The sequence below is a fragment of the Ruminococcoides intestinihominis genome (assembly GCF_040096285.1).
GTDB classification, from domain to species: domain Bacteria; phylum Bacillota; class Clostridia; order Oscillospirales; family Acutalibacteraceae; genus Ruminococcoides; species Ruminococcoides intestinihominis.
On record NZ_JBBMEY010000071.1, the window covers coordinates 1 to 5943 of the forward strand.

The following is a 5943-nucleotide window of genomic DNA, read 5'->3' on the forward strand; positions in this document are numbered from 1 at the left end:
ATGTTGAGAATTTCTTCTGTGCTTCTCTAACCTGTGCTAGTTTTGCTTCTAGTGCTTCTACTGAATCTACAATATTGTTAGCCATAGATTATAACTCCTTTTTTAAGTTCTGTTAAAATTTTAACAAATATTTTGTCGGTTGTAAATACTATATTTTATTTTCCCTATTTTACACAATAGAACTTGTTTTTAAAAGTCTAAAGTTAGATATTATGCTCCCTATTTTTCCTATTATTTTACATACTGTTTCTTTTAATTTTACATAAGAGAATTATGGGGATTTTTGCAAGATTTTTGGTGTAAATATTCGCTTTCCACAAAAGAAAAATAAGCCCTATGAAAGGCTTATTTTAATTCTTTTAAATAATATTAAAATGTTCTAGTAAAATCTTGATACCAAGACAAATAAGGATAATACCACCGGCGAGTTCTGCTTTGTTCTTATACTTTAGACCGAAGATATTGCCAATTTTCACACCAATACATGAAATTATAAATGTTGTAATACCAATAATAATTGATGCTATAGTTGTATTTAAGAAATCTCCAAGCATTGAAGAAATATTAACATCAACGCAAGCAAAGGTAACACCTACTGCTAAAGCATCAATGCTGGTAGCAATAGCCATTGTAAACATAATCTTTACACCTAAACTATCGTTAGCCTTTTCTTCTTTCTTAGAAAGTGACTCCTTAATCATATTACCACCGATTAAAGAAAGCAAAACAAACGCTATCCAAGGTGTGATACTTGTAATGTAGCCTGTAAAACCGGCACCTAAAAGGTAACCAATCATAGGCATCAAAAACTGAAAGCCCCCAAACCACAGACCACATACTGCCATTGTCTTAAAATTAATCTTAGGGATTGCCAAGCCCTTACATACAGAAACTGCAAATGCGTCCATTGAAAGCCCTAGTGCCAATAAGATAACTTCAACTAAACTCATAATAATTCTCTTTTCTTTGAACTCTGCTCTCTATAATACAATAAAGGAAGATATTTGTAAACACTTTGTAAATATCTTCCTTTTATATATTCATATGAAATTTTATTTAAAGAAATGAATTATTATTCTTCAACTGCACTCATAAATTTGTTATAAATTTCCGGGTTAATTCTCTTAATAGAAATCGGTTTATGATTTTCGTTTACAAAGCAGTGGGTTGAGTGACCGGTACAAGCCAATGAATTATCAGAAGTAAAACGAATTTCATAATCAAACTTCTGCTTTACACCATTAAAATAAGTCATCTTAATATAAACTGCAAATTCATCTGAACAACACAGTGACTTATGGTACTTAGCATAAACATCAACAACAGGAATAATCATATTTTGTCGTTCCATTTCAATTAAATCACAACCGAGTTGCTCCATTGCATATATTCTAGCCTCTTCAAAATAGCGAATATAATTAGAATGATGGACAATAGACATTCTGTCAGTTTCATAATAATTAACTTTGCGAATATATGGTTTAAATTTCACAAAATCACTTCCTTAATAATAATCCGGCTTCAAAGTCTTTCTTAGCTTGTTCTTTAACCTTATAATGTTGTTTCTTACCTGTAGCAGTATGTGGTAGTTCATCAACAAAGCGATAATATCTTGGACATTTGTACTTTGATAGATTTGGGTGTTTATCACAATAATCAATCATTTCCTTGACTGTAATTGACTTATCCTCAGGGATAATATAAGCAACAAGCACTTCGCCTCTTGTTTTGTCAGGTACAGAAGTAACAATACTTTCCTGAACCTTAGGGTGCATATTTAGTACTTCTTCAATCTGTGGTGGATAAATATTTTCACCACTACAGATAATCATATCATCCTTACGACCTGCAATAGTTACATATTCTTTGTCATCCCAAGTAGCAAGGTCACCTGTATATAGATAGCCCTTATAGTACTTTTCTTTTGTAACTTTAGGGTTATCAAAGTAGCACATAGTTGACTTTGATGGTGACTTGATGATAACTTCACCAACCTCTTTACCGTCTTTAGCTACAAATTCATTAGGTTCAGCTTTTTTGTCTTCATAAGCCTTAACAACTCTAACATCATCATCAGTACATGAACGACCTGCTGAACCTGACATTTCAGGTAAATCATATGGTCTAAGAAATGTATTCCAGAATGTTTCTGTTGTACCGTAACCGTTGAAAATATTTGGTGTTAAAGTTTCTTGGAAACGAATACACTGAGCCTTTTCAAGTGGTGAACCCATTGTAACAATACCCTTGATTTTTGATAAATCTACAGGGTGCTTTTCTTGACGAGTTGCAAGAGAAGTTAAAACTGCAGGTACACCAACAAGGAAAGTTACACCATACTTTTCAGCATAAGTTAGACAAACTCTAGGGTTATAATTACGCAAAATTACAACTGAACCACCGGCATAAAATGTTGGTGTAAGTCCACCTGAATGTAGTCCACCTCTATGGAACCAAGGTGTCATATTCATAGTAACATCAGTTGGATTTAGTGGGAAATGCATAATAACATCATGAGCAGAAAGTACTTCGTTAATGTTATTTAGTGGTACACCCTTTGGCAGTGAAGTTGTACCGGAAGTAAACAGTCTTGTAACTTCATCATAAACATGAGGCTGAAAGTCAACTTCAGGGTCAGTATCAGGTGCATCCTTCATAAAGTCTTCAAAACGGATATGTCCCTTTGGTAAAGTTTCACACTTATTATCATAGTCAACCATTAGCACAACTTCAGGCTTTTCAACACAAAGTGCCAATGCTTGTTCCATTTCGTGCATATATTCATAATCATAAATAAACACCTTAGGCTTATTGTGATTAATAAGCAGTGAAGTTTCACCTGCTGCTAAGTTAAAGTTAGCAGGACAGTTAATAGCACCAATCTTCTGTGGTGCAATATATGAAAGTGCAAACTGTGATGAATTTGGAAGTAGATAAAGTATAGTATCGTTCTTCTTCACACCACTTGCTTTTAGTGCATTTGCAAAACGGTTTGCATCTTTGTTAAGTTCTTCGTAAGTCCAGGTTTGTTCCTTTTGAGGATCTACCATTGCAGTTTTGTAACCAAAACGGCGAACATTTCGCATAAAGCCATTTAACCATGTAAATTCATGTTCAAATGTGTCCTTAAACATTGTAATATCATAAGTATAACTCATAAAATAACCTCTATCTTTTTATTATGGAACAAACCTTTAGGGTTAGCCCACTTTATTTATTATATTTACCAACAATTACACTACTATTCTGACCACCAAAACCAAGAGAGTTGCTCATTGCAAAATCAATATCTTTCTTTAGTGGTTCATCCTTAACAAGGTTAAGGTCGATTTCTTCATCAACTTCATGTAGGTTAAGAGTATGAGGAATAACACCCTCAGTTACTGCCTTGATACAAGTGATACATTCAGTAATGCCACCTGCACCCATCATATGACCCGTTGCACCCTTTGTTGAAGAAACATAAGGTTTATAGTCACCGAATACTGAGTTGATTGCTATACCTTCAACAACATCACCTTTGTGTGTTGCAGTACCATGAGCGTTAATGTAACCGATTTGGTCAGAATTAATACCGGCTTCTTCTATAGCCAGTTTCATTGCTCTAATTGCACCGTCACCTTCCGGATGAGGAGCAGTAATATGATAAGCGTCACTTGTGTTGCCACAGCCTTTTAGTTCGCAGATAATATTTGCACCACGAGCAAGAGCATGTTCTTCTGTTTCCAGCACAAGTGCACCACCACCTTCGCCAATTACGAAACCATCTCTGGTAACATCAAATGGACGAGAAGCAGTTTGTGGATTTTCGTTATTCTTAGAAAGTGCCTTTGCGTTAGCTAATGAGTAGATAACGATTGGACATAGTGCACTTTCTGCACCTACTGCTATCATTGTATCAGCCTTACCGGCTTGCATTAACATTGCAGCAGTATAAATTGCATCACCGCCTGATGAACAAGCAGTATTTATAGTAAATGATGGGCCTTGAATATTGTGCATAATTGCAATATGTGTAGCAGCAACATTACCTAGAATTTTAGGAATAAATCTAGGACCGACCTTTTTATGAGAAGCACCTGTCAGTGCTTCTTGAGTATAAGCAGTTGTTGCAATACCGTTTAGAGCAGTACCCATAACGATACCTGTTCTTGTTGGGTCAATCTTTACTTCACTCATTTTTAGAGCTTCTTCTGCTGCAATAAAAGCATACTGCATAAATGGGTCTGTTTGTCTTAGAATTTGCTTAGGAATATAATCTGCTGGATTAAGATTCTTGATTTCTCCGGCAAACTGAACTGCTAGTTCTGATGGGTCAAAAGAAGTGATTTTGTCAATACCACTTTTGCCATCTAGCAGATTTTTCCAATATTCATCTACACCAATGCCTATTGGTGTAACTGCACCCATACCTGTAATTACAATTTTCTTCATTTTGTGAAAGTCCTTTCAATACGCGTATATATTTTAGTGTGCGTCCACACTAAAGCAAGAATAAATAAAACCATTAATGTTCTTTTAACTTACAATAAGAATTATATCAAAGTAAGAAAAATTTAGCAATAAGCTATATAATGCTGAATATCTATAATCAACATCAGTTTATGCATATATTGCATAAATAATAATTATAATTCTTATTAAGAATTATAATATACTTTTCTAATGATATTCTTTAATAAATAATAGGTGGTGAGCTTTATGGATATAAATTTAATTAAATATTTTGTTTCTGTTGCACAGAATTTAAATTTCTCAGAGACTGCAAGGCAGAACTTTGTTTCTCAAAGTACAGTTTCAAGAGGTATCAAAGAAATGGAAAAGGAACTTGGTGCATCTCTATTTTCTCGAACAAAGAGAAATGTTGTACTTACTCCTGAAGGAAAAGCACTTCTCCCCTATGCAATGGAAATTATTGAAAACCTTAACTCTGCAACATTTATAATAGATAAGCTACAGAAGGGTATTGACGGTAAACTTACTGTAGGTTATGACGAAACAAGTGGACCTTATATTAGTAAATACCTACAAGGGTTTGTGGCTAAATATCCGGACATAACAGTTGACATTAAGAAAATTCAAGTTAGTGAGGAAATTTTGGCACTTGATAACAATGAATATGACATTGTATTTATGCTTAGAGATATGATGCCTGATTCTCCGGATATTGACCATCTTGATGCTTATGATGACACACTTTCTGTTATTAGCAAAAAAGGTGTACTAGCCGGTGGTGGAATTGACTTTGACCAACTTCATCAACAAAATATTGTTTTGCTTTCCGAGGTCATCAGTCCTATACTTTATATGGAAATTTTGGACTTATTCAGAACCTACAACATTATTCCTAACATAGTAAACAGATATGATGATGTTCGTTCAGTAGTTACTGCAGTATCAGCCGGAATCGGTATTTCTATTTTGCCTACTTCACTATGTAGAGCAATGTTCAACAGTCAATTTGAAATTCATAGAATTAAGGGTATTGACACTTCAATTTCCTACATTATGACTTGGAATAAAGCTATGCGTAATCCCGGTACTAAGTTGTTTCTTAAAGAGGCAAGTAAGATTAATGTTGAGGATGTTTAAGAGTAATAACTATTGTATTTGCCTATAATTTATAATAACTTTTATCCCATCGTACACATTTTATATAGAGTACACTATCTACCGTGACAATCCTCCCGACAGCTTAACGCTGACACCCTCCTTTACACAAGAAGGGCTTTTGTCTGTACTAATTTCAAATAAGAATATAAGACATAATACCCATAATAAGATACATTTGCAACGGGACATCACTGATGTCCCCTACATACGCTATACAATGAGTTTTTTATATAAATCAACCCAAGTTCTATATCAAAATTATAGTTTAAAGAGGTAGTGGCTTCACTACAAAAGTTTTTTATTCAAAAACTTTTGCATAAGTTCACATTA

General features: G+C 34.1%; 5 protein-coding genes. 1 reads left to right on the plus strand and 4 read right to left on the minus strand.

Features of this window, described 5'->3' with window-relative positions; genetic code table 11:
• Window positions 1-359: 359 nt before the first annotated feature.
• From WMO18_RS10445 to fabF, 4 genes are all read right to left on the minus strand, one after another.
• Window positions 360-956: a manganese efflux pump MntP gene (locus WMO18_RS10445; protein ID WP_496196870.1), complete on the minus strand. Its 597-nt coding sequence runs from the start codon at window positions 954-956 to the stop codon at window positions 360-362.
• A 116-nt stretch (window positions 957-1072) separates the two neighbouring features.
• On the minus strand, window positions 1073-1492 hold the full coding sequence (locus WMO18_RS10450; protein ID WP_211147677.1) for an acyl-CoA thioesterase: 420 nt from the start codon (window positions 1490-1492) through the stop codon (window positions 1073-1075).
• Between the two features lie 4 nt (window positions 1493-1496).
• Window positions 1497-3158 carry a class I adenylate-forming enzyme family protein gene (locus WMO18_RS10455; RefSeq protein ID WP_211147678.1) on the minus strand — a complete coding sequence of 554 codons (1662 nt, stop codon included), beginning with the start codon at window positions 3156-3158 and terminating at the stop codon, window positions 1497-1499.
• Between the two features lie 52 nt (window positions 3159-3210).
• Entirely contained in the window at window positions 3211-4434 is a 1224-nt protein-coding gene (gene fabF / locus WMO18_RS10460; RefSeq protein ID WP_211147679.1) for a beta-ketoacyl-ACP synthase II, read from the minus strand.
• A gap of 267 nt (window positions 4435-4701) precedes the next feature.
• Between fabF and WMO18_RS10465 the strand changes: the two genes are divergently transcribed.
• Window positions 4702-5592: a LysR family transcriptional regulator gene (locus WMO18_RS10465; protein ID WP_211147680.1), complete on the plus strand. Its 891-nt coding sequence runs from the start codon at window positions 4702-4704 to the stop codon at window positions 5590-5592.
• Window positions 5593-5943 lie beyond the last annotated feature (351 nt).

Excerpts from the sequence above, each read along its gene's own strand:
- WMO18_RS10455 (WP_211147678.1), bottom strand. The coding sequence starts at position 3,158 with ATGAGTTATACTTATGATATTACAATGTTTAAGGACACATTTGAACAT.
- fabF (WP_211147679.1), bottom strand. The coding sequence starts at position 4,434 with ATGAAGAAAATTGTAATTACAGGTATGGGTGCAGTTACACCAATAGGC.
- WMO18_RS10465 (WP_211147680.1), top strand. The coding sequence starts at position 4,702 with ATGGATATAAATTTAATTAAATATTTTGTTTCTGTTGCACAGAATTTA.